Genomic DNA, 26,925 nt, shown 5'->3' on the forward strand with positions numbered 1-26,925 from the left:
GATGTCTGAGAGCGACTTCATCGTTGAGAGCTTTGACGCGCTTGGCACTAGCTGTCAGATAATTCTGTACAAATCAACTGATTCGAAGTTAGCTATCTCTACCGCGCATTCCTACATTCGCCAGATGGACAAGGTAGCTAGCTTTTATCGTTCAGACTCCGAACTTACAACTCTGAATGTCGCTAGAAGTGAGACCGTTTCGGTTTCAGAACAACTTTTAGAGTTGCTGGAGCTCTACGATTGGGCATATTGCGAGAGCAAGTCCAAAATCGATGCCGCTGTTGGTCATCAACTCGTTGAGTTAGTAGCACCATACAATTCTATTCTTTATGAATTTGCTGTTCAAAATGCCCACGATGCTGAGACTACCTTTGGCGATGTCAAGATCGATTCTAAAAATAATTTGATCACTCGTCCGGTTGGACTTTTAATTGACTTTGGTGGTTTGGGTAAATCGTTTATTGCCGACAACCTTGCGATCAAAATCATAGAGGCTGGTGGTGGAGGCGTTTTGGTCAATCTAGGCGGTGATATTCGCGTAGAAGGAGAAGTTCCTCAAGGCGGTTGGCTTATTAAAGTCACAAACGATCTCTCGCTTTCTTCGGATGCCCCTGGTCAGTTGATTTCTATTGTCTTAGGTGGGGTGGCTACATCATCTAGGCTCACAAGACGTTGGATTGATAGGGCTGGAAATGATCGCGAACACATTGTTCTTGGCGACAAGAGTCCCATAAAATGTGATTACACGAGTGTCACGGTCGCAGCTTCCAGTGCTACTTTGGCCAATTTCTACACCCTCTTTGCTCTATTATCCCAAGATGAGGCTCCTGCGATGTTGGCTCGTTTTGGACTTCCAGCTTTGGTTCGCACCGCAGATGGGATTGGAATTGGCTTGGGTGGCTGGCCTAGTAATGAACTATCAAACAAAGGGCAGTCGTCACTGGTGGGCGCGCGATGAGCCATGTTAATCTTATTGGATCAATTGTATCTAATCCGAAGTTGCTTTGGTACATAACGCGTGCTACCGGTATTATCGCACTTTTGCTTTTAGGTGCGATTGTAATCCTTGGAATAATGACGGCCACTAAGTCAACTCCAGCTGGAATTGGCAAGTTTATCGGGCCAGATCTACATAGGCGACTTTCGCTTACTACAGTTATCTTCCTCGGGGTTCATATAGTAACTGCTATCTTGGATCCCTTTGTAAAGATTGGAATTACCACAACCATTATTCCCTTTGTCTCTAAATACCGTCCGCTGTGGGTCGGCCTTGGGACTTTATCTTTTGACTTGATGCTTATCATTATTGCTACGTCTATCGTTAGGCATAAGTTTCCACACTCCAGATGGAAAAAGATCCACTATCTGTCCTGGGCAGTGGTTGGCCTGGTTCTCTTTCATGCGCTTGGGACAGGCTCTGACGACAAGATCAAGATCGTCGAGATCATCTATGTGGCGTTTGTTTTGGGAGTTGGAGCCTTTGGAATCTTCAGAACTTCGCGCGAGCGCGGTTTGACGCCAATTCGCAAGTTGGTGGCCGGTGCGAGTTTGAGTTTAGTTCCCCTGGCTATTTTGGCGTGGGCATCTCAAGGTCCGTTAAAGCCAGGGTGGGCGAAGTCCTCGTCTAGCTTTTCTATATTGCCTAAGTCAACTTCATTGAGTGCAACAACGGTCGCTACGACAGGCGCAATCTCGTCTTCTTCACCCACTACGACCCCCTCGGTTGCTTTGCCGGTAAATGGGTCGATATCTGGAACGGTGGTTCAAAGCCAGACAAGTGCCGGTGTAGTTATTTTGACATTGCGTGGTTCGGTAGCCAACTCGCAGGACTATGTTGAAGTGCAGTTGAATGGTGTCCCTCAAAATGGGGCACTTGTATTGCAATCCAGCACGGCTTACTTTGGTACAGTCGCCAAACCCAACACCTATGTTGGCACGGTCTCCCAAGCAAATGGTTCTTCGCTAGTTCTCTCTTTGAGCGGGCCTAGCGGCAAGGTCCTTGCTTCGATGAATGTCTCCTTAAGCGGCAGTACTTTTAGCGGTACTTTTAGCGCTCCCTTCCAATTCTCAGGATCTTCCGAGGGACATTAAAGGTTATTGGGATATTTTACTATCTTGGAGGTTTTGAAGTAATGAATGAAAGCGTTTCAACTAGCATTATGGCACCGTCGGGTTCACGTCGCCTGAGCCTATCTTGGGAGACTTCGCTCAGAACGGGCAATCCCGATATTTCCTATGCTGGTGATTTCGAACTCCGATCAAAATCTCGAGTTACTTTGGCTGAACATATCTCAAACTATGGCCGAATTCCCACTGGGCTTAGTTTGAATATGATTATAGAGACACTTAGGGTTGCGAACCTTACCGGTCGCGGTGGTGCGCGTTTCCCGATGTATCGAAAGATAGATGCTGTAGCGAACGCTCGAACCAAGAAGGCTATCTATATCGTCGCCAATGGCTCAGAGTCAGAACCTTTGTCCAGGAAGGATTCTTCTTTACTACGAGCCAACCCTCATTTGGTATTAGATGGGATGTCCATTATTGCCGAGGTCTTGGGCGCTAAAGCAGGATATATTTACGTCAAAGATAAAGAGGCCCACGTAGCAATCAATGCTGCGCTTCGCGAACGTCGAGATCGTGGAATCAACGAGGTACGCGTTTCGGTCGTAGAGGCCCCACCTGGATACGTTTCGGGTCAGGAGACCTCTGTGGTACGACGCATTGAGCGCGGACCTGCTCTTCCTAGGTTTTCAACAGATCGACTCGCTACTTCGGGTATTAAAGGGGCGCCAACCCTACTATCCAACGTGGAGACTTTTGCAAATGCTGCTTTAATACTTCGCTTTGGAGGCGATTGGTATCGTAGTGGTGGTGTTGGGTATGACTCGGGAACAAGACTGCTTACCATATCCGGTTCGGTGGCTAGGCCGGGTGTCTATGAGGTGAACCCAGGAGTCTCTGTGGCTGCACTATTACGGGAGGCCGGAGCTTCCTCCGTCAGGGCTCTTTTGGTGGGCGGCTACTTTGGTGGTTGGATCAATGTCCGAGATGAAAGTGATCTTAATTTCTCTTTCGATGATCATACTTTGGCGGATCGCAAGCTTAATATCGGAGCAGGAATTATAGGCGTCCTATCCAAGGACACATGTCCAGTAGTTGAGGCTGCTGGAATTGTTGAATATCTTTCACGACAGAGCGCTGGACAGTGTGGCCCTTGCGTCTTTGGTCTCCCCGAGATTTCGACGGCATTTGCACGTATTGCCCTCTCTTCAAATGTTGAAAAAGGTATAGCTGAGCTGAGAAGTGTAATCCCGCTCGTCGAGCATCGAGGTGGCTGCCAGCATCCAGATGGTGTTATCGGATTGGTCCGCTCAACAGTAGGCGCCTTTGGAGATGAGATCAAGCTTCATAAGTCCGGGAACTGTTCGGTCGTTGGCGTAAACCATAGATCGGTTCTTCTGCCGACGCCGAAGATGAATAGCGGCATGTCGTCCATAGGCGGAAAATGAGAATCGTCATTGATCCTACGCGCTGTCACGGCCATGGAACGTGTGCTGCGTTATTGGAGGAGTATATGGAGCTCGACAAGTGGCACTACCCATTAGTTCATAACGATAAACTTCGAGATGTTCATCTTGAATCTGCCAAAAGAGCCGTACAGCTTTGTCCAGAGCTCGCAATTAAAATTGTAGACAACTAGCGGTATTGTATCGTCTCGGTTGGATCGAATACCGGAATACACCTCGATCTATCGAGTAATCCATTGCACATTACAATAGTCTGTGCAATCTACCCTAACTGACTAAGCTGTTATGGATAGATACAACAGGCGATATTAACGATGGAATCTGAAATTGGATCCGCTACTGATCAGGCTAGTCACAAAGCTTTGATTCTACAAGAAGTAGAGGTGGGGTTCATTTGACTTCGACTCAACCCCTAAAACTTCGTTCTCGCGGTGGGTACAGAGTCGCAGTGGCAATCTCAACGACCACTTCAACTGTGTTTCCTGTATTTCTTACCGGTGCATTGGCGGTGCAGGTTCGTCAAAGCCTTAAATTTTCCATCGGCCAACTCGGTATTTTGGTAGCTGTCTTCTTCGCATCTGCAGCGATCGTCTCTTTAGCCTCTGGATCCTTGGCTGAACGTGCAGGCGGACCCACGATAATGCGTATCTGTGTGTCGGTTTCAAGTCTGTCAATGGCATCGATATCATTATTTGTGCATTCGATATCTACCATGATTGTTATTTTGGCTATTGCGGGTATGGCAAATGGTGCTAATCAACCTGCGGCTAATCTCTTTGTCATTCATTCTGTAAACAAAAGTCGCCGTGGCTTTGCACTTGGGGTGAAGCAGGCCGCGATCCCAGTAGCAACCCTGTTAGCAGGTCTAGCGGTGCCTTCTGTTGCTTTGACGATCGGCTGGAGATATGCGTACGCCATGGGCGCGCTCTTTGCCCTTTTGGTCGTTATCGCCATTCCGAGAGAGCCACATGAAGGCGAAAGAATAATTGCAAAGGTCGACAAGGCGACCCGGCCTAAAATCGCTCTTGCTCCAATTTTGATGCTTACGCTTGCAATGGCTATCGGCGCTGGAGTGGCAAATGCTCTTGGTGCATTTTTGGTTGAGAATGCAGTGCATGCACACTGGACACCAGGTAATGCAGGATTGTTGGGCGCACTAGGTTCGGCAACTAGTTTGATTTCACGTTTGGCCGGCGGTTACTTCGCGGATAGGCGCGGTGGACGCCATTTGGTCGTGATAGCGACCATGTTATGTCTTGGATCCATTGGCTATTTAGGATTTGCAACTGGACTTTCATACCTGATTGTTCCTGCTACCGTTATTGGTTATGCCGCAGGTTGGGGATGGAACGGTGTCTTTAATTTTGCAATTATTGTCAACCACCCAGGAGCAGAAGGTCGCGCTACTGGAACTACTCAATCTGGCGCCTTTGTCGGATCCGTTGTCGGGCCATTGATCTTTGGCTATGTAGTAGATCATAATTCATTCGGGACGGCATGGGCAATGGCGAGTATTGCTGGTGTAGTGGCGGCTCTTTTGATGCTCGTAGGAAGAGGATTCCTTCTTAGAGAGCGCAACAGATTGGCCGGTGACTCGGTAACTATAATTCCAGGATGAAGTTGAAGTAGTTCATTGCTACTTTATATATTTTGGATATCCGGGTTGATTTCCATCCTATGCTTCGATAAATAATCGACCAATAACTCGATTTATGACTAAATAGCATTTTAAAACTGGGAATTGCACCTTTTATTTAGGGTTTAATAGCGCGCAAGTAGTCGTCTTTGAATAAAGTTTGCATGTCGGGTTATCTTTGTAATTTGCGTTACCTACGATTTGCGAAAGCATTAAATGTAAAGGTAACCATAATGCGATAGATAAGGGGTTCTAGTAACTCGAAGATTTCGTTGGCTCGTTCCTGTGCTTTAGTTATTGCTCCATTGAAATTCGCCTTCTAAGGGATTCGATCGGATCAAGGTAACCCCATTTAGATCGCAGATGCGGCTCAAATCGCATCTAGGGTTCGTATCGATCATCGAGTGTCCTTTGGAAATCGTTTCAATAAAAGCGAGTGTGGTTGGAAGCTGCGACCAACAAAGCTTTGAGTTCATGCGATTGATTGGTAGCCTTTGCGAGGGGTCATCGTAAAGGCACGTTTAGAGGTAAGGGGCTAGGTGCGACTTCAAATGAATCGCAGCTTTCTGCGATTCATATTTGGAGCATAAGAGGTGGCTTTTAAAAATTATATTCCACTGATGGTCTCTAAGCTACAATGTTCCGATTCATACAGTTGAGAACTTCCCTATAACTTGTTAGGGGCCATTGAGATCTGCAAGGTTTCATTTACGTTAGCTGCTACTCCGCCGATGTCCTAGCGGAGGAAGCAACTGCACTTTGGAGAATGAGGCTAGGCAGTCGGTTTGCAGTTACTTTATCCTCTCTGAATCTCGAGTTTCTATGAACCTTGACAGGTTGTTGACACTTTGACGCTGAGCTCTTCACTATGGGCGGGCGTTTATTTGATAGGCAAATTGCATGACTATGGGTTCAGATAAGGACCAAAGATATCGATCGCCTTGTAGAAGTAACCGTCGTGGTGTCCTTGAATGCCACAGAGTGCCGATTAGGAGTTTATTGTTTAGGTGATTTAAATATTGTAAATTTCGTTATGTGGGTTAACTCTGGAGTTTTGGATCTATCTCGATTCATTGGGATCACCAGGGTGAAGCAAGGGCTGGTTCGAGGTGGGGCGAGACAGGGAATCGACAGTATCTTCTGGAGCTAGCGTCTTGTACGACCGTAGGTGCCATCGGGGCTCCTTTTGATCCTGTAATCCATTCGGGCTTATCGACATAGCGCTCGATTTTTAGGATCGAAGTGAAACTTGTCTTTAAGTTGGCATCTGTATTGACGATAAATTGGGTACAAAGATTTTTCGGTGTAAAAACACTCAAGGTGAGAGCCACTAACACCGAAAGTAGTATTGGTTCATCTTTGTGATGAGAATGGCGGCTCTCGTCGAACAAATTGAACCAAAGTTGGCTCCGTTCCTATTCACAGGGGGGGACGGAGCCAGCGCCCATTTCTCTAACCCCAGTTTCGGCTGAATTCCCCCCAAGACCCCGTTTAAGCCCCCTTTTAGCCCCTATTTGGGGGTAACCCCTATTTGGAGATTGGAGATGCTGGTAGATGAAGTTCGGTTTTCTCAAGTGGCGAATGTAGTGCCCTAAGCTTAGAGTTAGCTGCGAATATTGGCCTACAAGGTAATTCATCTGGTATACTTGTTATATGTTCATTCGCGAGAAGACCACTAAGAATAAGGCAACTGGAACTAAATATATAAAGCATCAGTTAGTTAGGTCTTATCGCGAAGGAGACAAAGTACGCCAAGAGATAGTTATGGATCTAGGACGACTTGAGATCGATCCTAAGGACTACAAGAAGCTAGCTCAGATATTGACGATGAGACTAGCTGGCTCTGAGTCTTTGTTTGAAGGTGACCTAGAACTAAAGTCGATAGCCGATAGAGTTCTCTCTAGCTTTTCTGTTACTCAAACACTTCGCTCCGATTCTGAAGTAATCACAAAAGATGCCGAGTTCCTAAATGTCAATACATCATCTCTAGAGGCATCTGATATTAGGCGCTTAGGTCCTGAACTAATAGCTAGTAGCTTCTATGACAGATTGAAGATCAAAGAGCAACTACTACGGTGTGGCCTTAGTGAAAAAGAGACAGCAATTGCGGAGCCTGCCAGGGAAGTTGTCACTTTCGCACAATCTAAGCTACCTCCTTTCGTCTCCCTTTTGGTCCATCTCCAACCGACTTATTCGTAGGAATAATAGGTACCTCTGATACTGGATCCCAGTCTCTGCATTTGCCCGAGATCCAGAAGTCCTGGTTTGGATTTGCGAGCTCCCTCGTAGAGCTCGCGCCGTCTATTTAGTAGCTCAATATGTTCGCCACTGTGTGCTTGTTGTGGAGTTACGAATTTGATGCCAGAGTGCTGATGGTCGTTGTTGTAGTGATCAACGAAGTCACTCATCCACTTACGCGATTCTTCTATTGTGGCAAATCCTCCATAGGGATAGCTTGGAAAGTACTTCACCGTCTTAAAGAGCGACTCAATATGAGCGTTGTCATTTGATACCCGAGGCCGTGACCGCGATATATTTACATCTAGCTCATACAAGTACTCAACTAGTGACCATCCCTTCATGGGTGACCCATTGTCACTATGGATCACTTTCGGAGCCATATTCTCTCGAGCTATCGCTCGCTTTACAACTCTCTTTAGCTGCTCAGAGCTTTCAGATTCGTATACTTCCCAGCCAACTATTTTCCTCGAATAAAGGTCGATGATCACATAGGCGTAGTAGTAGATACCCCTAGCTGGTCCATTTAGCCAAGTAATATCTAGGGTCCAGATGTCACCTGGTTTTACTGCTGTGTGTACTGGTCTTGCTCTCTTCTTCGGCGGCTTTGTTCTGCTCCTGCGCTTGTTTAGATTGTTATCGGCTAGAACTCGATAAAAGGTCCTCTCAGAGGCGATATATCTTCCCTGATCAGCGAGCTTTGGAACTATTTGGGCAGGGGTAAGAGACGAGTACGTACTCGAAGTACACACTTCGATGATCTTTTCTCTTTCTTCCTCCGATAAAGCATTAAAGCGACGTCTATGAGAAGCTCCTCGCCGGCGATCCGTTACACCAGATTCCCATCGCCTAAACGTACGAGTCGATATCTTGAGCACTTCACAGGCTTTGTAGCATCTGGCACCTGCGTCTATTGCTTCATTGATGAGAACTACAGCTTGAGCTCGATCTGAGGGAGAGACTAAACGTCCCCTTCTTCCCCCCAGATCTCTCGTACTTTTTTTTGAAGAACCAATAGAGCAGCAGCTTCTGCTAGCGCCTTTTCTTTCCGTCGAAGTTCAGCTTCAATTCGTACTCTAGCTTTACGTTCTTTATCAAGTTCCGCCTGGTGAGCCCTATTAGCAGCACTCTTGTTGTCAAGAGCTGACTCTAGGGTGTTGCGCCACTCCTCCAGGTCTACTGCTAGAACTCCATTTGATCTCAACCAAGAACCGAGTTCGTGCTCATTCATCGCAGCTGTGTCAACAACAGCTTTGATCTTGTTGATCTTATCGCTGGCTGAATTTGCACTAGCCTTGCGCTCTGAGTTCCACTGGTAGACAACGTTTGCATTGATTTCGTTATCCCTTGCAATCTTGGCGATAGCACCAGGTGTAGCATCTCCTGAATTGTCGAGCTCATATAGAGCTGCAACTACTTTTTGCTTTAGTTCTTTGGGGTACCTTTTCATGACCATTCCATCTTCGCCCTCTTATAAACAAAAATCAAGCTAGGTGACAACAATCTTGGCAGAGAGGGATTGCTAAAGCTGTAATATGTGCTCGTTTGGTTGCTCCTTCTTCTGATCTTGAAACACATCGCTTCCTAAAAGAGGACTCTGCACTCTATGAATTGGTAGACCAAGACCTTAGCAATATCGGTAAAGATGCTATTTATGAGATAGCTGATGCTATCTACGAAGCTAAAGACTCAATCGAGATGGCACTTATCAAAGCCGAGAATGAGCTTTACCCAACTAATAAGCGTCTCTTTTTATTTGATCTTACCAATGCCTATTTTGAGGGACGAACACTTGGTAATGATCTAGCCCAATATGGCCACTCCAAAGAGAAGCGCTTCGACTGTACTTTAGTAAGTCTTGCCCTTTTGGTGGATGATCGTGGACTACCGATCTATAGCCACATATATCCCGGTAATCAGTCAGAGCCTGAAACCCTTGGTGATGTCTTATCTAGTATCTCTAGTCACCTAAGACAGGGACTCTTTAGCGAAGATCTCCCAACGGTTATCATGGATAGAGGGATAGCAACTTATGACAACATCGCACTGATTGAGTCCTATGGTCTTAGCTATCTGGTAATTACACGCGCTAATGCAGCTAGACACTATCTAGCTGAACTACGCCAAGGAAAAGATACCTTCTTAGAGATCAAGAACTCCTCCAATGAGAGCATCTACATCAAAGAACTGGGTGATGACCTGGGTGGTGAGATGGATGACAAGGGAGAAGCTGCCGAGGCGGGTGCTGACCTGGGTGCCGAGGGAGAAGTTGCCGAGTCGGGTGCCGAGGGAGAAGCTGCTGAGTCGGGTGCCGAGGGAGAAGCTGCTGAGTCGGGTGCCGAGGGAGAAGCTGCTGAGTCGGGTGCCGAGGGAGAAGCTGCTGAGTCGGGTGCCGAGGGAGAAGCTGCTGAGTCGGGTGCCGAGGGAGAAGCTGCTGAGTCGGGTGGTAACCTGGGTGCTGAGGTGGATTCTGAGCAAATAGTTGTTCATCTACAAGGCAGTGAGTCGATGGGCATCGAGTCGATGGGCAGTGAGTCGATGCGTGTTGATTTCATCGATGCTGGATCACTCAGCGCTCATCCACAAGCTAACCATTCACTTGGCGGCGAGTCCCTCGGTATCGATTCGATGGATACTGCTCCACAAGTTGGCGGTCCACAGGCCAAGCACTCCCAGAGCAATGAACCCCAAGCCAACCATTCCAATAGAGCTCAACCATACGCAAGTGACTCCATGGACAACAAGATAAAGCAGATCCTATGTATCTCAGAGCGTCGCAGGGATAAAGAAGAGGCAATTGCTATAGGTATGCAAACTAAGTTCCAAAGTGCATTTGACAAACTAGCTGACTCAGTTAAGCGTGGTCAATATTCCAATGCCACAACTGTGGCTTCAAGAATAGGAAAGCTAAAGCAAGAGCATCGCTCTATTGCACGTCGCTATGAGATAGATGCCATAACTGGCGATGACCAAAAAGTCAAAGAGCTGGTTTTGACTGAGAAACCAAAAGTAAAAGAAGCAGCTGAGACTCTCTATGGTGCATATGTGATTGAGACCAATAGGAACGATCTAGAACCAGAAGAGATCTGGAAGCTCTATATGACCCTAACAAAGGTAGAGGATGCATTCAAAGCCCTAAAGAGCAATCTAGGGATGAGACCGATCTATCACCAACTAGCTAGTCGTACCGCTGCTCATCTATTTATTTCAGTAGTTGCTTATCACCTCTATGGAGCAATTGCACTTAGCTTATCTCAAGCCGGTGACAAAAGAAGTGTTCACAGCATTCTTGCTCAAGTGTCTACCCATAGCCGCTTGAACGTAACGATGTTAGATGATAACAAACGTCTACATAACCTTCGTATCTCCTCTACTCCAAACTCTACCCAAAAAGAGATCTACTCTATTCTTGGAGTAGTAGATACCCTAGCTCGAACCAAGAAGGTGATTGCTCAACTGTAGTGCCCAAATCCAGACACCAATATGGTCATTACCTGGGCTTTCATGGGGTGGTTGCCGAAAGTAGGGCTAACGATTTTCATCGCTTTGGATAGGGAGAGATTATATCAACCTTTTTTTATTCTGTCTAGTTGGAACAATAATATGCCCATGAGAGGCAAGGACGAACCAATGCATGCGTTTGATTCCATCGCTTGGGCCCGACCCTGACAAGGGCCAGCTAAGGAATGCTCTAAAAAGGAGTTGAAGCCGAGAATCGAGCCGCTGGACTTTGTTGCAAATAGGTCGGGCCTCCTTCGGGTGAGAAGAGTCCAACTGTCCAATTCAACGGCCTCAATGGTGCCTTTGTATCTCTTGTTGAGCTTCCATGGTTAAGGTAATTAGTCGTCTTCATGCACTTTGACGGAGAAACTCCCAAAGGGGCGTGTGTTTCGTGCTTATTCGCCTAATTTCTGCAGTTTCTAGATCTTTTATGACCTAATGGTTAAATCGTTTCATTGTCGCAAATAGGTGACAGCTCTCAAATTTGTGGGCTGATGAAGGCTGTACTTCACTTTGAGGCCTACTTGGGTGATCTGCTTGGGATCGTAATCAAATTGTCATGTTGTGGCTAGAAATGTATTCTTCTAATTCTTTCTTGAAGAGGATTTGGGCTATTGCCCTAATTTTGGCCCTTTCTGGTCGAGTGTCGCCTTTGGATATATTTGTCCTAATTTCAACACTTTCTCCAGAAGTGCGCTGGCATTGATTTGGCTCAGATTCGGGTTTGTACGACTCGCTTGCCTGTAACGGATCATAAAGAGCGATGGCAAGCTAATAATGCTTAGTTTGGAATTTAAAAGAGGGTGCCGGTCATGGCGATGGTCTTTTTGTATCTTTTGCTCTGGTACATCATACGATCCGATTCCTCGAGGAGCCTTTCGATCGAAAATGGGGTCATTCCAGAGGCATGGCCGATGGAAGCGGATACGCCAGCCGCAATTAGTTGTTGTTCGATTCGAAGCGAAAAGTCTCGTGCGCTCGATGCATTCATTTTTGGCGCCAAAATTGCGAATTCGTCTCCACCAACCCGCGCAACCATGTCGTTGTCTCGGACAGCGTTCTTCAAGACTTGAGCGAATTTCGCAATATATCGATCGCCACTTGAATGACCCGATGTATCGTTGATTATCTTGAGGTTATCGAGGTCAAAGGTGACCACAGAGTAGATCGAGCCTGGTTTCTCACTTCGAAGGTGATCGATCGCTCGTTCCCAACCGAATCGGTTCAGAACGTCCGTGAGGGGATCTCTTTCGGCTTCGCTTAGGACTATAGATGTTTGAATTTCGCGCCGCGCCGCGATGTAGCCGTCCGCGATGATTTGCGCTACCAGAGGCCCAATACCAAGCAGGGCAAGTGAGATCTCTTCAGATGAGATTATGGACTGCTGGGTGTCATAGATAATCAGTTGGTGCTCGTTTAGGTCATGTAGTTCCGGCATTATCGACAGTGCAGCCATCAGCCTTATGGGACCGACATGGAAGGCATCGTTTACCTCCAGCCAGAGAGGCTGTTCGCTTTTGTCAAGGACGAGAAGCGAGGCGAGAATGGATGAAGGGTTGATCACCTTGGTGGGGTTATCTTGGAATTGAGAATATCTTGGCGCAATGCGTACTTCGTCACCATTAAGAACGCCAAAGGATCGCCCAAATTTTCTTAAAATAACTCCCGAGACCTGAGATCGCGAGAAGCTTTGCCTCGCAAGAAGGAACCCTCCGTCGAGGCCAAAATGATCTAGAATTAACTGAACTGACGAAGCGATAGCTTCGAAAGCCTTCGAAATGGGGTGAGCCACTCTCGTTGGTTGTGCCAGGTTCATTGTCTCGTTTCACCAGACCTGCGAGTTTGAAAATTACCTATATGTAGTTATTCGGCAGATTAGTCCAATACCTTTCCTGATTTCTTCAACTTTCGTCCAATATTTCCTCTAACGTGATTCCTTGGGATTATAAGAATATTTGATAGAAGGCGATTTGATGCTAGCCAAGATTGAGCAAAATTGGATTCTGCTTGCTGTGTTCTCATCCATTGGATGGGGTGTTTGGGGATTTTTTTCCGGGCGTGCATCCAAAGGAGCTTCTCCAATTGGCTTATGGGCATCGGTTGTTATAATTGAAGGATTGATCGCGGTGCCTGCACTTTTCAAAGTGCGGCCTGTATTAACCACACCTTCCGTATTGGCAGCAGTTTCGGGTGTCATTGGTTATCTTCTGTTTTTCGTTGCACTAAAGCAAGGAAAAGCACCGACCGTCGTGGCTATCACCGCCCTCTATCCCATGGTTACCCTGATAATTACGGTATTTGCTAGTGGGTATAAGCCTTCCGCGCGGGAACTCATTGGGATAGGGGTCGCTATCTTTGCCGTCTACCTTTTGGCGGGATGAGCCAAATCTTAGATTTATTCTAATGCATAGCGATGCATTCGATTGATACTTCAATAGGCGAGTTTGTACTCTGTGGTCTTATTTGAGGCGGTTTCTTTGGCCATCAATGATGGCTCGGGGAGATCCCCTAGAGAACTCTTGGCCCATTGTAGAGTATTTGACGGATTTGCAATGGTAGCAAATTATCTGAGGGGACGTTTTGAATTCAATGCAAGATCTAGCGATCGATTTTCGGAGAGTTGGCGTAAAGGCTGGGGGGCGAGATCTGCTGTTAGATTTCGACCTATCGATTGACTTGGGGGCCAGATTTGTGATTCTTGGGCCCAACGGCGCCGGAAAAACTACCTTGCTGACAGTTCTCAGTGGCACGGTGCGTCCTTCTAGTGGCCAGGCTGTAATCTTATCTGAGCTGCTAGGGCGCACCGATATGCGTACCCTGAGGAGACGCATTGGACTCTGTGGAAGTTCGGTGATTGAACGGCTCAACGGTGCGATGACGGTTCTACAGTGCGTACTAAGTGGTATCGATCAAGTATTTTCACCCTGGTGGATTGCTTCGACTGCTAAAGATGAGGCACGAGCACATGAGTTGCTTGAACTTGTGGGGTTAGATCCTCTTAGCGGGAGAAATTTCTCGCTCCTTTCTATGGGTGAGCGCCAGCAGGTAGCGATAGCTCGAGCACTTGTTTCACAGCCCGAGATTCTGCTTTTGGATGAGCCGTCGGCGGGTCTTGATCTTGGGGCACGTGAGGCTTTGGTGAATCGAATTGAGAGGATTGCTCACAACAATCCCGCTCTAACTATTGGACTAGTCACACACCATTTAGAGGAGATTCCCCCGGCCTTTGATCGCATCATTGGTATCAATAGTGCTCGAAAGGTTGTCGACGGTAACAAAAATGCCCTCTTGACCTCGAGTGTCGTGGGCGAGATCTTTGGGATAGATGTTGATGTGACGCGAATAGGCGAAAGATTCGTTGCCTTTGCGCGTGTCTAGAATCGCCTGATTTGTTTTTGGCTTGCTCGTTTTAAGTATGATGCTATTTTCCAAAGGCATGACTTGCATCTATCTACGGTAGCGTTTAATTAGATAGCAAGAATGACTGGTTCGGCATAATTGATTGCTGGTAAATATGAAATGGATACGAAGATGGAATATAGAAGATTAGGAAGGTCGGGGGTTAAGGTTTCAGCCTTGTCTCTCGGGTCATGGGTAACCTTTGGAACTGCCGTCGATACGGATTTGGCAGTTGCAACGATGAAAGTCGCTCGTGAAGCCGGTGTGAACTTCTTTGACAACGCAGAAGCATATGCAGGAGGTCAATCTGAGGAACTGATGGGTAAAGCGCTACGGAAGTTGAAGTGGCGGCGTAACTCTTATCTCGTTTCCTCTAAGTACTTTTGGGGACTAAATGACGGCGTCAACGAGCGCAATACTCTAAATCGCAAATATTTATTGGATGCAATCGATGGATCGTTGGAACGACTGGGACTTTCTTTTATTGATATCGCCTATTGTCATCGGCCAGACCCTGAGACTCCAATCGAGGAGACCGTTAGAGCTATGAACGATATCATCGATCGTGGCAAGGCCCTTTATTGGGGCGTCTCCGAATGGTCCGCCGCCGAGATTCGAAACGCCTATGAGATCGCAGATCGTTACGGATTTCATAAGCCAGTGACAGAGCAACCCCAGTACAATCTGTTTCATCGTAAGCGTGTCGAAGTCGAATATGAAGAGATCTTTAGAGACTTCAAGATGGGCACGACAACTTGGTCTCCGTTGGCTTCGGGGCTCCTGAGTGGAAAGTACGTCAACGGAATTCCCGAAGGATCGCGTGGTGCACTTAGTGGCTATGAATGGCTTACTCCAAGTTTGACCGATCCATCAAAGAACAATGTTGTTGGTGAACTAGCTAAATTAGCAGCTGAGATTGGTGCGACGCCGTCGCAGCTTGCAATTGCTTGGTGTCTGTTGAATCCGAACGTTTCCACCGTAATTACAGGTGCGACCTCGATCGCCCAGGTAAATGAGAATATGGAATCGATTAAGGTTCTTTCTAGTTTGACTCCAGAGATTGCTCAAAGAATTCAAGCAATCGTAGCTTCGGTTGCAAACTAAGAACAACAGGTATTGCACCCTGAAGAAACTTGATTCGACTCTTTTGAAAAAGCAATTTCACGTGAACGTCATAAGGTGATCAATCCGCTGGCACGAGTTCACTTATCATCTTGCTAGGAGAATCATGAAGCTATGGCCTGGTATCGGTGAATTTCATCGGTACCAGGCCATTTTGGCGTTTGACCTAGATTTCTGCATAGCTTTCTGATGGTCACTATTAGGCGGTTTGCGGATATGCCAAGTTGCTTGTTCGAGGTGGAGTACTAGCTCTGGGTAACTTCTTTCAGCCCCAACTTGTATTTTTTACCGTTTTGTACATACTTATCCACTGCGTCGCTAAAGTCGACTTCGTTTGTACGATTTGGGTAAATCTTGGCCGGGATTCCGAGCGCCATCGCTCTGGTTGGGACTGTCACATCCGCGACTACGACCGCATTTGCCCCCACGAGTGCGAAAGACTCGACTCTAGCTCTGTGTAATACGATCGAACCGGACCCCACTAACGAATCACTTTCAATGGTGCATCCTTCGAGGTGCACTATGTGGCCGATTGTAACTCTATCGCCAATGATCGTCGGTAATTCTTCTGTTGCGTGTATCACGGTACCATCTTGGATCGACGTTTGTGATCCGATTATGATTGATCCATAGTCGCCTCTCAGCACTGCATTTGGCCAGACGGTGGACTCTTCTCCGATGGTTACATCGCCGATGATCGTTGCAGTTGGATGCACGTAGGCGCTCTTGGCGATCTTTGGTATCCGATCAAATAGTTCATAAATTGGCATGGGTATATCATAGAATTGCTTTGTCCATAGAAAAGGTCATCGTTTGGACGAATATGGTTTCGCAGGACTATCTGGTTATATTTTTAACCGCATTTCGTCCGGATGCAAAGGAAGTAGCCGCGACGATTGCGGTAAATGCGAGGGTCAGGTCTCCTGCTCCTATTGGAAGCACTACGATAGTTGGGATCAAACCTCCAGCAACCCAGGAGAGTTGAAATCGAGTTTCGAATCTTGCGAATGCTCGTCCTTGGAGCAGTGGATCAACGTTGTATTGAACTAAAGAGTCAAAGGCGAGCTTTCCAGAAGATGCGACGAATCCAATTATAAGCGCTAGAAGTACCTCTATTTGGCGGTTATTGATTGCAGCGCCAACAACTCCGAGTACGGCTTCAAAGACCAAACCGGTGATGAGGAGGATCTCCTCTTGCATCAAGCGCCTAATTTTAGGAGTCAAGGCGGTGGCCGTTGCAGAACCCACAGCTGAGGCCGCAAGAATCAGTGCGAAGTAATAGGCAGGAGCGTGTGTACGTCTGAGATTGAATGCTATGAAGAAGGTGAAAAATCCTACAGAGCCTCTAAGTACCGACATGGCAGCTGCCGCAAGTAGGACTGACTGGGGAGATCGAGGTCGGGCGGTTCCATCAGATGGCTCATCTGATTGTGAATTTTGATCATCCGGCAATCTAAGATTTCGATTGGGGTCTGTAGTAGGATCGCTGGGTTTTTGGGGGTTGTCTCCTTCTCTTCTTGGGCGACTTGGCTTTATATGTAGGTGTCTAACTTGGGTGACGCCAAAGGCAAATATCACCAGACCGACTCTAAGAACCCAAGGCGAACCTAGATGTGGGGTCTTTAATATTCCGGCTGCAATGGCACCACCGAAAAAGCCTGATACTGCTGCTAGGAGGGAGATTCCTGAGTTGACAGCAACTAAATTTGGGTTACCGCTTTGGTTTTGGCCGCTCTTCCATCTCCGAGACTTTTGGACCTCCGGTTTGAAGTCAATCTGCTTTGCGAGATCGGGAATTAATGCGGCTTTGGCTACCAAATACGTCTTGGAGGCTACCAGGACCGTGAAGGCCTCCGGAAAGAGCAAAAGACTTTTGATGTCGCGAGCCATGAAGAACATCAACACACACCGGACTATGAGTGACATTGAGATTAAAAATCGTCGAGAACCGCGATTTCTATCCAGTATCGGACCCAGAAATGGTGCCACAATTCCAAATGGCGCTACGGTCAGCAAAAGGTAGAGGGTGATTTTCGAGCGAGCAGCGTTTGGTGAGATCGAAAAGAAAAGTGACCCAGCTAAAGCGACAGTTGTAAAAGTGTCGCCTACTGTGGATAAAAAGTGGACACGCCGCATTGGCCCAAGGGGCGAATTGCGATCGAAGTAAATTTTGAGCCAACTAACCAAACGATATAGGTGGTCTTTTATCGTTGCAACAAGGGACACTGCTACTCATGCTAAAGGCGTCTTGGCAAATTCCATCGGATAGATCTAATACGAGGGTCGGGTAGTCATGGGCGATAATCCTAATTTTAAGATATGGCAATGAGTGACGATAACTTTTTGCTTCAAAGGATGTTTCTTCGCTGGTCGAAATTCAGTTTTCAAGCTTTGTTTTGTGTCAGCGCTTTGTGTCAGCGCATTGAACTATCGATTTGAACCTAACAACCTCAAGTTTCTAGAGTTACTGGCGGGGCGGGTAACTGTGCTAAATCAATGACAAAGCTGCCAGATACACAGCCGCAGTGTTTTTAAGGTTCAGTTTTTTTTGCGAGGCAAAAGATCATACTTTTATCTTGAAACAAACTAGAGGCTAAATAGATCTTTGACCTCCCTTTCAGTGTCTTGTGTGCGATAGAGTTGGTGTCTCAAAGGATGCACATCCACTTGCTCGCTCTTGAGTGCCGACCCGTCGATCACTATCAAGAGTGGTCTGGAGATAAATTTAGATTGGATTAAATTGGAGACCAGAGTTGCCCGACCAAAGAGTGCGGGAGCCATTATTGGATTGTCGATGCTCTTTGCTGCAGTTGCACAGGGATTTGGTCGGTTTAGTTACAGCCTTATCATTCCGTCTTTGGTGCGTACGACTATTCACTCTGTCGCCTTGGCTGGGACTCTAGGAACGGTAAACGTGGGCTCGTATTTGCTGGGATCTACCTTTGTAACTTTGAACTCCCGAAGAATCTCCAACATTACTCTCATTCGTGTGGGTCTCTTCCTTTCTGCAAGTGGCCTTTTGATCTTTGCCTTTACAAATTCGTTCATCACTTTCTTTTTTGCGATGGTCCTGATGGGTTTCGGAGGGGCGATGATCTGGATCCAATCTCCTGGATTGGCAGCCTCTGCAGTAAGTGTTGAAAAAAAGGGATGGGCCATGGGTCTAACTGGGGCCGGGATAGGAATCGCCATCACACTCGAAGCGCAATTTGCCAGAATGACTCAGAATCTGGGGGGCTTATGGTCTTGGAAGATAATTCTCTATGTTGAAGGTTTCATTGCCCTGGTGAGTGCTCTGATTGCGCTATTGAAATTAAAGGGTGAACAAAAGGTTGTAGACCTCTTCGAAGTGACAGATTCTGACGTAAAACCCTCTCACGTTCCACCAATACCGGAACAGAACTTTCTTTTTGGTGCATATATGGCATATGGCTTGGCTCAAGCGATATTTTTGACCTTTGTTGTGACAGCTCTCGAACACGACCACAACTATTCGGCTGGATGGTCTTCGTTTATCTTTGCTCTCGTTGGTTTTATATCGATCTTTGGTGGGGTGCTTGCTGGGCGAATTAGCGATTCGATCTCCAATCGTGGCATTGTTATGGTAGGTGGTTTCATATGTATGGCTTTTTCTGGGGTGGCTGTCGTAGAAGGGGCATACCCATTGGTTATAGTGGGAGCGATCACATATGGTTTAGGGATGTCGGGTATCCCGAATTTGGTTGCTGCATATATCTCGGACTTTCAAAGTGGTTCTGATTTTGCAAGAACTTTTGCCTTGGTAACCCTTTTCTTTGGAATTACTCAGGCTGTTGGTCCACAGCTGGCAGGAGTTGTAGAAAGTTCTACTGGTAGTTTTGTGGTTGATTTTTTGCTCGTGTCAATCTCTTGTGTGGTTGGAGTTTTGTTCAGTATAAAGTTGAGCTACCGGGCATCGTTGTCTAAACTCTCATAAATCGGCGGAGTCTAGACCTCTCTTTGATCTTAGATATTTGACTCTAAGCTTCTTATGTAAAGTTGACTATCACACCTTTACTACTCTTTTTTGTTAGGGCGAGTTTTTATTTTTTCGAGTTTGCTCTGAATCTCAAAATAGAGCGATTCAATTGCGATAGCAAGTCTATGGGGACCATTCATTTCGAAAATCGGTGCTCGTTCGATCGCCATCTTCTCCATCTCTGCCGCATAGGGAATATAGCTCGATAGAAGTTGAATATTGGAAAGTTTTTCGTGATTTGAGATCGCATCTCTATGTGCATTTCTGCGGATATCTACCATGTTGTAGACCGTGAAACTTCGATCGATCATCTTGATCTTTTCTAGATGTAACGACAGCGCTTCCAGTGAGTGAGTAGCCAGTGGGCTGGGTTGTAGGGGAATCACAAGGAGGTCAATTGCGGCCAGCATTGAATCCGAGAGGCTATTTAAGCTGGGTGGCGAGTCGATTACGACAAGATCAAACGATCCTTTGGCAGATGATGTTGCCCTAGAGATCGTGTTTTTGCCTGAGTTTGAATCGAAGATTTTTTCTGAGAGAAGTCGTTGCGCATTCGAAGCCGGAACGATAAATAAGCTTTGGTAGTTGGTGCGTATGGCTAAATCTTCCAAGGAGACATTTTTGTCTAAAAGCGCCTTGGCCCTTGGCGCTAGGGTTTCGTTAACTCTAAGAACATAGGTGGCACTCGCTTGTGGGTCTAGATCCCAAAGCAATGTTCGAAGGCCCGACCGGGAGGCGAGGTATGCGTAGTTTATCGCTAATGATGTTTTACCTACGCCTCCTTTTTGGTTGTAAAACGCGATTGTCTTCACTTGTCGTCCTTTGTCTGGGTGCTTCTAGGGCGGATTTTTTTCGTTGTCTGTAGCTTCATAACGTCTTGGAGCCGTGTTTTTTCGAAGTGGTACTTAGAGATTTTGAAGTGTTTGCTCTTTTACTGTTTTTGGACTTGTTAGTTTTAGAGATCTGCGATGGGTGCGACCAACCAGGTTTGCCAGAGAGTTCCACCAATGCCAAGACCGAAGAGGCTTTCGTCTCTTGTAGTGAGGTTTGTGCTTGATTGATTAGCGACATAAGTGGTGCAAGGTCATTTGAGTCCTCGAGTCCTTCTTTTTCTTGCTCTAAAAACTCCATCCTTACTGTGGCGTCTTGAAATAGACCAAGTTCAGTTTGGAGAACTTTGGAGAGAAAGATATCAGTGTTGGTGGTAGCCGTATTGTCGCTGGCGAAGGTCTCGCTTAGATACCTCAGGCGTTTGAAGTCTTTACGAAGGTCGTGTAGTTCTTGGGAGGATGGATCATTTTTCTTTGCTATCTCTGAAACCGTAATTTGGCAGTCGCTTTTTGCCATCGAGATAGTTTTTTCGACGAATTTTTTGGTTTGAGTACTGGCTATCTCCAGTTTCCCATCCGGCCCTTTGAAGGTTCCCGATGATGCCGCGATGAGCTTGGCAATGCTGGCTTGCCAGATGCTTTCGAGTGCCACGAACCTCTCCTCTAATTCGCGTTCTAACGTCTCGTTTATCTGAGATTGACGTTCTTTGAGCTTGTGCAGGAATGGGTTATACGGAGAGGTCTCTCCAAAGTACGTGACTATTACATCGATGTCGCGGGCAGAATTTGTGGCTTGTGCGATTGACTTTACATTTGAGAGCAGATCTTCAAGCGAACTAGAGTTGAAAGTTTTGACCACGGGTTCTAGGATCGCTCGGGTGGAACGCAAAATGACCCGAAGATGATGAAGTGACTCTTGGTCGGCGCGAAGTTTCGCGACATCCAGGGCTAGTTTGGCGTTTCGGAGTGATTTTGACAGGTATGTAGACATCGAAAGTGCAACGTTTTCATTTGCTTTTGGAATGACGCTAAATTTTACCGCGAAATCGCCGCGTGCTCGATTGGCACTTCTGAGTGCGCTATCGTAATAGTCGTGGCTGGGGGCGACCCTCCAAAATGACCCCATCGCCCGCTTGAGAAAGTCAAGAATGCGGTCCATCAACTCGTTGTCGTCTGAATCGCACTCTAGATGGAGCCAAAACTCAAAGGCAGCTGGGTTGGCAATGATCTCAACGCTTGCGTCCCGCCGTTGATGTGAATCAATATGGATCAGTTCGGCATGGTTGGTATCAACTTCGACGATTGAGATCACCGCCATCTCTAGGGCAACTTCATTGACTCTTTCGACTAGCACTTTCGAACTGCATGATTGAATTGAGATTGGTTGGGGGTGACTCGAGGTTGTGGGCTTTCCAGTATATTCACCACGAAAGCTCACACCCTTTTCGTCGGTTAATACGAGCTCACATTTGGAAGTTTTCGGAATCTCTTGAAGTTCGAGACGCCACCCGTGACTCGCAAATCGCCAATCCAAAGTATCTAAGAGAATTCTTCGTTGGCGAATGGAAGTTGGAGACTGTGCCTTCAAGAGGTCACTTTTACCAAGATGGTCAATTACGGTTTCAATTGCAATTTCACGGGTAGCAAGATAGCGTTGGAAAATTCTCTTCAAATTGCGCCGTCCTTAGGCTGGGATACCTTAACAAAAGGTAAACAATTAGAGTCTAAATGGTAAATTCAGTCGTTAGACGCAACTTTTAGCTTGGTAAATTTGGACTTCAAATTGAGACTAGCAGGCGAAATGATCTTCGAATGGACAGTTTTGGCCATTCTAGGTATTTTGTAATTCCCTTTAGAGCGCGCTAGCTTAGATCTTTTCTCGAGTTTTGAACTGTAGCTGCTAAGTGGTTTGGCTTTAGCCTGTAGATTTTAGAGTCGAGCCAAAATCAATTCTTGTTACATCTCTTTGATAGTATCGTATTTAAAGTCGTAGCTTCTGATATTTACTTAAATAGCGGTCATGCTTTAGAAGGGCAACCACTGAGTGCCATGAGCAAGGACTCTTCCTGAGTAGGAATTAGCTTCAACTGTCGGCTTTAGGCAACGATTGACTTGGGAATGTGGAATGTCAAATGTCGAGCTATAGCTCCACAGGTGAGAACAAATAACAGATGAACGACCAAGTTGTGACTTTTATACACGCGTCCGACCTCCATCTCGACTCTCCATTTGTCGGCTTGGCGGATCGCTATGGCCCAAGAGTCCGTGATGCTGCGACGCAAGCCTCTATCTCGGCATTAAATTCTCTTGTACGCAATGCGATCGATCTGCAATGTGATTTTGTAGCCATAGCCGGGGATCTTTACGATGGTGTTTCCGTCGGCGTAAGAGCAAGGGCGGCCTTTTTGGATGCCGTGCACACTCTGTCTGAGCACGAGATACGGGTTTGTGTGGCCTTGGGAAATCATGATCCTCTGGATGAGCAATGGCTGCGTTCGTCTAATCTTCCTAGTAATCTGACGATTTTTGATAGTTCTGAGCCCGAAGTTCTTACTTTCCCTAGCCGCAGCGGTCTGGTTGTCAATGTTGTTGGAGTCTCTTACTCAATACGAAACGAGAGCCGAAACTTAGCTTCAATGTTTCTCCACAAGAGTGCTTTGGATGGATCTGCGGTTACTGTTGGCATATTGCACTCCAATGTTGGTAGCGTCAAAGAACATGCCCCCTATGCACCTGCAAATTTGGACGATATAACTCGTCTCGAATATGATTACTTTGCGCTTGGCCACATCCATTCCTTTGAGGTGCTCTCGCAAAGGCCAATGGTTGTCTATTCAGGCACTACTCAGGGGCGGAGTTTTAAATCTTCCGAACAGGGTGCTAAGGGTGCTTTGGTAGTTTCAATTCGCCCTGAGGTTACTCCCGTGCTGAGATTTGTCGAGTTGGGCACCTTTCGTTTTGAGAAAATCTTGGTAGACCTCTCATCTCTAGAGTTGGGTGAGGATCCGCTTGATGCCATGGACTACATCTATGGGGTTGTCTCAAGCGAAATATCTACACTTTTGGAGGGGACTTCGCATCCATCGCGTCGCTTTTTATTGAGGGTGGTTTTGAATGGTCGGGTTAGCTCGAGGATTCGTATCGCAGAACACCTTAGGGAATATACGGATTTGCTCGGTGACAAAATTGTATCTGGGGGTGGCGGGGATTTTGTCATTTTGGAGTCGATACGTGATGAGACAGCCTCGTATTTTGACTTAGATGAGATCGACGTAGTTTCAATTTCGGAATCAGGTGGCTTTTTGAGTTTGCTAATCGAGGATTTCAATACCGACGGAGGCCACCTTGGTACAGGGGAAACCACGACGACGACGGAGGCAATTTTAACTTCGCTGTCCCGTCTTCGAGAGCGGTCAAAGGTTTCTAGCGAAATCATAGCCCTCGTGAGAGCAACTTTTTCTAGCAGCGATGCCCTAGATGGCTTTAACCTAGCAGAACTGGATCGCAGGGTTATCGGAGAGGTCTTGATCAATCTCCAGGCTCGGACAGAAAGTGCTCGCTAGATGACCTCCAACTCCATTAGTGTTCACGTCAAGACTATATGGGCGGATCAAATTGGTGCTTTAGACAAGCGCTCTTTAGGAGTTTCGAATTTACAACTTGGCGGGGCACTAAATGTGGTTATCGGACCAAACGAAGCAGGAAAGTCAACACTTCGACGGGTCGTCTCCTTTGTTTTATTTGGAAGCGAATTTTTGTCTTATCCTATAAAGGCAGGTTTGACCATAGGGGTTGGAGATATGGTCTATGAACTCCAAAGGGAGGCTCAAAGTCACAAGGCTAGTCATCGGATATTTGTAAGATTGCGCTCTGACCTTAACCCAGGGGCTTCACCGGATGATTTTCCCGGGACCTTCACCCTTGTTGATCAGGACTATATTAGAAGGACCCTGATTGGAGTCGATTCACTTACCTTCGATAGCGTCTATTCGATCGCCCCAGAGGCGCAAATTTTGAACGAGAAGATAGCGATGGCCACCACTGCAGAGATGATGGCCGGCGCTTGGTTGGTAGGTGGCGGTGAAAACCCCACTCAATTGGCCAAAAAATACGCTTCGAATAGTGATGGAATTTGGCCACCAAGAGCCACTGGCATCGATACGCTGTCGTCAATGGCCAAGGAGTTCCGAGAGCTAGAAGATAAAAAAAGAGAGCTGTTCGGGCGGTCTTTGAGCTATGACGACAAATTAGCCACGATCGATCGACTGACTCAAGAGCGTCGTCACGCAGTTCAAGGTCTAAACGAAATTGAAGTTGAACTTAGAAATTACGAAGTTGCCCTCAAACTAGTCGAGATTAAGGCTGAGGTCGGCAACCTACGCGCTCTTCTTTTGCCCTTTGTGGATACGCGGATATTAACGGATGCAGAAGTATTTAAGCTACGAGAACTTTTGAGCGAGAACGACTTTAGGGTTAGACACTATGAAGCCATAAAGGCGGAACTTGAGGCTCTTAGCTCCTTGGACGAGCTGGGCAACCTAGATATTGACAGAAGCTCCCTTCGTTTGTTGCTTGAAGAGATGAGGACGCATCGCGAACTCTACTTCCGTGCCAAAGCCCGTAACAACGCTATCGAGGAGTCGCTAAAACGCTTGGAGGGGGAGATCCAAGAGACACTGGGTGTCGAGGGTCTCCCCTTTATTAGCCCGCTCAAGCTTGAGATGTTGGGGAAAATTGAGGGAGAATTGATTCGAATTAGAGGCAAACTTGCGCAAATCACCTCAATCGAAGGCGCTCGAGATCGAACCTTGGATGTACTGATCGATCTTGATGTCCAGCTCAACAGGGAAATGGCTGCACTCGGCGGTTTTGACCTACCGTCGATAAAGAGCTGTGACACCTTGAATTCGAGGGAGTTCTCGACGCAGCTGAATCAAGAGATATCTACCATTATCTCCCTCTGCGACGAAGCCATTGCGCTGCAGGCTCGCAAGGTCGAATATGGATCGACTCTAGGATTGGCCGAAGATGTGGCGTCTAGGACTAGAGGGGTCCTAAGGTTCGCTCCTTACTTTCTGGTACTTTCTCTACTTGGAGCAATATCTATCTTTTTGTTTTCCGGAGCTGCGATGGTTCTGAGAGCTCTTTTGTCATTTGCTCTCATTGCTTTTGGTGTTTTCGTTCTTTTTTTTGCCAGCAATCGTTTCAACGGTCTCAAATTGGGGAACGCTCTAGGTACGGTGGATGCGTTAAATCGACAGATCGATAAGTTGGCAGGTGATCTTCGGAGCGTCTATGTGGGGTCGATAGAGTTTGGAGCTATCAGAGATAAAGCTATTGCGATGGTGAGCCTTGCTGATCGACTTGGCCATATCTTTTCACTACAAAGACAAAAGGCAGAAGAACGGGACTCTTTAGAAGATCAAATCACGCTAATGACAGGTTCATGGGTGAGGTCTCGGGACGATGTAGCGGCGAGCCTCTCTGAAATGGGTGTCGATAAGATTGACTATTTCTTGAGTGAGAAAGGCTCATTGGCTCTCAAAGGGGCGATTGAGGATCTCTCGAACTTCTCTCGGATGAGTAGCGAATGTAAAAGCGGACGTGAGATCACTGATAGCTTTGAGGCATCTTATTCTAAGCTCTGTGAGATTTTGGCAATAGATAATCTCTCGTTTGAAAGAGATGTTATTTTGGCTGTGTTGGACCAAGCGACATCGATAGTTGAGGCTAAGGACGACTTTGACCGACAGTTCGAAGCCAAAAGTGCTCAATTCCAAGCACTTCGACTTCAGATCTTCTCTCAAGAGGTTAAGAACGCCATCGAAACGTTTGGCCCCTCGAACATGGAACAACTAGAGAGACACCTTGAGCAACAGCGCTGGTTACTTGACAGGCGTGCTCATATGAAAGTCTTAGAAAGTGAGCTTCGGAGTCTCTCTCACCGGCTAGATGGGAGTCTATTTTTGTCCGAGCATGTCGCGTCAAAGGATGCAATAGATAGGATCGTCTCCGACCTAGAGGCCTCGCAACTGGTCGCTAAGGATACCGTGGCTAAGATTGATTTAGATCTAGGTGAGCTTCGAAGTCAAAGTTCACTTTTAGCGACCGACGATGAAATGACTACCCTGAGCACCGAGATTGAATTTTTAAAGGCGCGTTTTGTTGGCCGACTTAGGGAATGGTATATCAACGCTCGAAGCCGCGAGATCTTAGAGTCGGCCATGGGGAGATATGCTAGCGAGCGCATAGGGGAGATCTCTGAACTTTCGTCGAAGTTCATTACGGATGCGACAGGCGGACGTTATGTCAGGGTTCACTATGATCTGGATCGATCTGGTCTTGAGATGATGGATGGCACTTTGTTGGCGTTCAAAGACCTATCAAGGGGAACTGCAGACCTGGCATACCTGATAACACGCTTTAGCGCTGGGCAAACGCGAAAGGTAAGGATTGGGAGCGATCTTGTTAACCTGCCATTTATCCTGGATGAAACATTCGCCCATCAGGATGGTTTGCGACTAGATGAAATTGTTAAAATCTTGATAGCCATCGCCAACGATCGCCAGGTGATAGTCTTTAGTTGCCATGACCATATTGCCAGGCGATTTGTTGAACTCTCTAAGGATAGGCCTGACGCTAGAGCGACTATAGTGGTAGACGTAAGATAAATTC

At 46.8% G+C, this 26,925-nt stretch carries 20 protein-coding genes; 13 read left to right on the forward strand and 7 right to left on the reverse strand.

Annotated features, from left to right (window positions below):
• The first annotated feature begins 1 nt into the window (after window position 1).
• The 6 genes from ACIDITHRIX25_RS000000102200 (at window position 2) to ACIDITHRIX25_RS000000102225 (ending at window position 7,362) form a co-directional block, all read left to right on the forward strand.
• The gene (locus ACIDITHRIX25_RS000000102200; RefSeq protein ID WP_201732078.1) at window positions 2-958 is read left to right on the forward strand and encodes an FAD:protein FMN transferase; all 957 of its coding nucleotides are present in this window, start codon (window positions 2-4) and stop codon (window positions 956-958) included.
• On the forward strand, window positions 955-2,091 hold the full coding sequence (locus tag ACIDITHRIX25_RS000000102205) for a ferric reductase-like transmembrane domain-containing protein (protein WP_052604635.1): 1,137 nt from the start codon (window positions 955-957) through the stop codon (window positions 2,089-2,091). The genes ACIDITHRIX25_RS000000102200 and ACIDITHRIX25_RS000000102205 overlap by 4 nt, the downstream gene beginning before the upstream one ends.
• 41 nt (window positions 2,092-2,132) lie before the next feature.
• Complete coding sequence (locus ACIDITHRIX25_RS000000102210; protein ID WP_052604634.1) at window positions 2,133-3,509, forward strand: NADH-ubiquinone oxidoreductase-F iron-sulfur binding region domain-containing protein; 1,377 nt, start codon at window positions 2,133-2,135, stop codon at window positions 3,507-3,509.
• Window positions 3,506-3,700 (forward strand): ferredoxin, encoded by a 195-nt coding sequence (locus ACIDITHRIX25_RS000000102215; RefSeq protein WP_052604633.1) that lies wholly within the window; start codon window positions 3,506-3,508, stop codon window positions 3,698-3,700. Before ACIDITHRIX25_RS000000102210 ends, ACIDITHRIX25_RS000000102215 begins: the two co-directional genes overlap by 4 nt.
• 221 nt (window positions 3,701-3,921) lie before the next feature.
• Window positions 3,922-5,145 (forward strand): MFS transporter, encoded by a 1,224-nt coding sequence (locus tag ACIDITHRIX25_RS000000102220; RefSeq protein ID WP_052604632.1) that lies wholly within the window; start codon window positions 3,922-3,924, stop codon window positions 5,143-5,145.
• 1,671 nt (window positions 5,146-6,816) lie between these two features.
• Window positions 6,817-7,362, forward strand: a complete 546-nt coding sequence (locus ACIDITHRIX25_RS000000102225; protein ID WP_201732079.1) for an IS1634 family transposase N-terminal domain-related protein — start codon at window positions 6,817-6,819, stop codon at window positions 7,360-7,362.
• Here ACIDITHRIX25_RS000000102225 and ACIDITHRIX25_RS000000102230 read toward each other — a convergent pair.
• Both ACIDITHRIX25_RS000000102230 and ACIDITHRIX25_RS000000102235 read right to left on the reverse strand, forming a co-directional pair.
• Window positions 7,353-8,417, reverse strand: a complete 1,065-nt coding sequence (locus tag ACIDITHRIX25_RS000000102230; protein ID WP_201732150.1) for an IS3 family transposase — start codon at window positions 8,415-8,417, stop codon at window positions 7,353-7,355. The two genes, ACIDITHRIX25_RS000000102225 and ACIDITHRIX25_RS000000102230, sit on opposite strands and share 10 nt — an antisense overlap.
• Window positions 8,363-8,851: a hypothetical protein gene (locus ACIDITHRIX25_RS000000102235; protein WP_052604628.1), complete on the reverse strand. Its 489-nt coding sequence runs from the start codon at window positions 8,849-8,851 to the stop codon at window positions 8,363-8,365. Before ACIDITHRIX25_RS000000102235 ends, ACIDITHRIX25_RS000000102230 begins: the two co-directional genes overlap by 55 nt.
• Window positions 8,852-8,919: 68 nt before the next feature.
• Between ACIDITHRIX25_RS000000102235 and ACIDITHRIX25_RS000000102240 the strand changes: the two genes are divergently transcribed.
• Window positions 8,920-10,863 carry an IS1634 family transposase gene (locus ACIDITHRIX25_RS000000102240; RefSeq protein ID WP_502756226.1) on the forward strand — a complete coding sequence of 648 codons (1,944 nt, stop codon included), beginning with the start codon at window positions 8,920-8,922 and terminating at the stop codon, window positions 10,861-10,863.
• 832 nt (window positions 10,864-11,695) lie between these two features.
• Here the strand turns inward: ACIDITHRIX25_RS000000102240 and ACIDITHRIX25_RS000000102245 are convergent.
• Window positions 11,696-12,718 carry a GGDEF domain-containing protein gene (locus tag ACIDITHRIX25_RS000000102245; RefSeq protein WP_052605185.1) on the reverse strand — a complete coding sequence of 341 codons (1,023 nt, stop codon included), beginning with the start codon at window positions 12,716-12,718 and terminating at the stop codon, window positions 11,696-11,698.
• Window positions 12,719-12,875: 157 nt separating this feature from the next.
• Here ACIDITHRIX25_RS000000102245 and ACIDITHRIX25_RS000000102250 point away from each other — a divergent pair, with 157 nt between their 5' ends.
• The 3 genes from ACIDITHRIX25_RS000000102250 to ACIDITHRIX25_RS000000102260 all read left to right on the forward strand — a co-directional run bounded on the left by ACIDITHRIX25_RS000000102250 (window position 12,876) and on the right by ACIDITHRIX25_RS000000102260 (window position 15,405).
• Window positions 12,876-13,283, forward strand: coding sequence for an EamA family transporter (locus ACIDITHRIX25_RS000000102250; protein WP_052605184.1), 408 nt, complete (start codon window positions 12,876-12,878; stop codon window positions 13,281-13,283).
• Between the two features lie 208 nt (window positions 13,284-13,491).
• Window positions 13,492-14,280: an ABC transporter ATP-binding protein gene (locus ACIDITHRIX25_RS000000102255; RefSeq protein ID WP_052605183.1), complete on the forward strand. Its 789-nt coding sequence runs from the start codon at window positions 13,492-13,494 to the stop codon at window positions 14,278-14,280.
• Window positions 14,281-14,433: 153 nt separating this feature from the next.
• A complete protein-coding gene (locus ACIDITHRIX25_RS000000102260) occupies window positions 14,434-15,405 on the forward strand; it encodes a potassium channel beta subunit family protein (protein WP_052605182.1) in 972 nt (323 codons plus the stop codon).
• A gap of 263 nt (window positions 15,406-15,668) precedes the next feature.
• Here ACIDITHRIX25_RS000000102260 and ACIDITHRIX25_RS000000102265 read toward each other — a convergent pair whose 3' ends face one another.
• Together ACIDITHRIX25_RS000000102265 and ACIDITHRIX25_RS000000102270 are read right to left on the reverse strand one after the other, a co-directional pair.
• Window positions 15,669-16,193: a gamma carbonic anhydrase family protein gene (locus ACIDITHRIX25_RS000000102265; RefSeq protein WP_052605181.1), complete on the reverse strand. Its 525-nt coding sequence runs from the start codon at window positions 16,191-16,193 to the stop codon at window positions 15,669-15,671.
• A 67-nt stretch (window positions 16,194-16,260) separates the two neighbouring features.
• Window positions 16,261-17,649 (reverse strand): MFS transporter, encoded by a 1,389-nt coding sequence (locus tag ACIDITHRIX25_RS000000102270; RefSeq protein ID WP_052605180.1) that lies wholly within the window; start codon window positions 17,647-17,649, stop codon window positions 16,261-16,263.
• Between the two features lie 514 nt (window positions 17,650-18,163).
• On the opposite strand from ACIDITHRIX25_RS000000102270, the gene ACIDITHRIX25_RS000000102275 reads away from it, so the two are divergent.
• Entirely contained in the window at window positions 18,164-19,378 is a 1,215-nt protein-coding gene (locus tag ACIDITHRIX25_RS000000102275; protein ID WP_152625917.1) for an MFS transporter, read from the forward strand.
• Between the two features lie 80 nt (window positions 19,379-19,458).
• Here the strand turns inward: ACIDITHRIX25_RS000000102275 and ACIDITHRIX25_RS000000102280 are convergent, their stop codons facing one another.
• Window positions 19,459-20,232 carry a ParA family protein gene (locus tag ACIDITHRIX25_RS000000102280; protein WP_052605177.1) on the reverse strand — a complete coding sequence of 258 codons (774 nt, stop codon included), beginning with the start codon at window positions 20,230-20,232 and terminating at the stop codon, window positions 19,459-19,461.
• Between the two features lie 55 nt (window positions 20,233-20,287).
• Entirely contained in the window at window positions 20,288-21,922 is a 1,635-nt protein-coding gene (locus ACIDITHRIX25_RS000000102285; RefSeq protein WP_052605176.1) for a CHAD domain-containing protein, read from the reverse strand.
• Window positions 21,923-22,421: 499 nt separating this feature from the next.
• Here ACIDITHRIX25_RS000000102285 and ACIDITHRIX25_RS000000102290 point away from each other — a divergent pair, with 499 nt between their 5' ends.
• A complete protein-coding gene (locus ACIDITHRIX25_RS000000102290; RefSeq protein WP_052605175.1) occupies window positions 22,422-23,813 on the forward strand; it encodes a metallophosphoesterase family protein in 1,392 nt (463 codons plus the stop codon).
• A complete protein-coding gene (locus ACIDITHRIX25_RS000000102295) occupies window positions 23,814-26,921 on the forward strand; it encodes an AAA family ATPase (protein WP_201732081.1) in 3,108 nt (1,035 codons plus the stop codon).
• The last annotated feature ends 4 nt before the right edge of the window (window positions 26,922-26,925 follow it).

The organism is Acidithrix sp. C25 (assembly GCF_904848545.2).